Origin of the sequence: Corynebacterium gottingense (assembly GCF_003693265.1) — a bacterium.
GTDB classification, from domain to species: domain Bacteria; phylum Actinomycetota; class Actinomycetes; order Mycobacteriales; family Mycobacteriaceae; genus Corynebacterium; species Corynebacterium gottingense.
On sequence record NZ_RDRE01000127.1, the window covers coordinates 1 to 1,482 of the forward strand.

Consider the following 1,482-nt stretch of genomic DNA (forward strand, 5'->3'; position numbering starts at 1 on the left):
CCGACGGCGAGCCGGTTGAGGATCGACTCAGCGATGACAGCGTCGGGGATGGACTTGCACCATTCGATGGGGGCGAACTGGGATGTCACGATGGTCGCTCCTCGGTTTTCTCGTTCCGCAATGATGGTCAACAGTTGGTGTGCGGTGGCTTCGTTGATCGGGGTGGTGAGAAAGTCATCGAGTACGAGCACATCGGTGTTGTGAATGGCCTCGAGGAATTTCATGCGTTCAGGATCCGAGTGATGCAGCACGGCAAGCTGGTTGGCCAAGGTGTCGGTGCGGAAGAACTTAGCGGAATAGTCCTTTCTGCACGCTGCGTTGAGCAGTGCTTGGGCGAGGTAGGTCTTGCCAACGGAGGATTTGCCCAGGATGACAACGTTTTTCGAATCCTGGCACCATTGGCATTGAGCAAGTCGGGCGATTTGCTCTTTGTTGATGTTGCGGCTGGGCGTGTAGACAATGTCTTCAACACAAGCATCGGGGTTTGGCGATCGTGATGCTTTGAGCAGTTTGTTGACTCGTCTTTCGTGCCTGGCCGCGACTTCTTTATCGAGCGCGTAGAGGATTTTGTCTGAGAAGCTCCACTGGTCGAATGCTTGATCCGCGGCAATGTCGATGACCGTGCGGCCGAAGGCGGTCATCCGCAGTTGTGTGAAGATGGGCAGGACTGATTCGTCTAAGAATCGTGCGGTTGTTGATGCTGGTTGTGGCGCATCCATGGGTTAGTTGTTTCCTTTCTTTGTGAGGTTTTCGATGCTGAACTGCTCCGCGCCGCCGAGGTACGCACCGCGCGTATCACGCTTGCTAGGCGCTTTTGCGGTGGTGGAGGTGGCAGCGGCATCTCGCGCGTTGGGTTGAGGCTGTGTGGTGGTGCGTACCGTGTCTTCTTTGCGCACGGCTGCCATCATGTTTTTCACGGCGGTGTAGGACACTGCCTGACGTCGGCCGTCAAGGTCGACGAGCCGTCTACAGGCCTCTTCCAAGACGGGTTTGTTGTCGTGTTTTCCCATGGAAAGCACGTTGCGGCATGAGAAGAACGCTTGTGCTTTGATTGGGCGCGCATCCATAAGCTCAGCGATGACCCGGCGGGTGTGCGGTCCTACCCGGGCAGCTTCGCGCAGGAAGTATTCACAGGTCCAAAGTCCATGGGTGTTGGCCATCTGCGGCGGGATGTGGTCGGTATCGGTGACGAAGGCGCCGTGTTGGTGCCCAAGCGTATGTACTGCTTGTCGCTCGCCGGCATCGAAGACCGTAAGCGTGTTGCCGGTGATGCGTACATCAACAGTGCGGCCGACAAGTGTGTAGGGCACGGAGTAATGCACGCTGGCGACGGTGATATGGAAGTCGGGAGCGACTTTGGCCCGCTTCCATTCCGTGCGCTGCCACCGCTGTTTGGGAAGGTCAGTGAGCAACTCTGCTTCAAACTCTTCAAACAGCTGCCGCCGACTGGTGGTGTTGCCACGAAACGGGGTGTGCGCATTG

Annotated in this window: 2 protein-coding genes; both read right to left on the bottom strand. The window is 57.2% G+C overall.

The genetic code is table 11. The annotated features are described in order from the left end of the window. A partial coding sequence (locus tag EAW56_RS12165) for an ATP-binding protein (protein ID WP_122086816.1) occupies positions 1–719 on the bottom strand: 719 nt, incomplete at its 3' end. 3 nt (positions 720–722) lie between these two features. Continuing rightward, on the bottom strand, positions 723–1,482 hold a 760-nt coding region (locus EAW56_RS12830; protein WP_425267115.1), incomplete at its 5' end, for a Mu transposase domain-containing protein.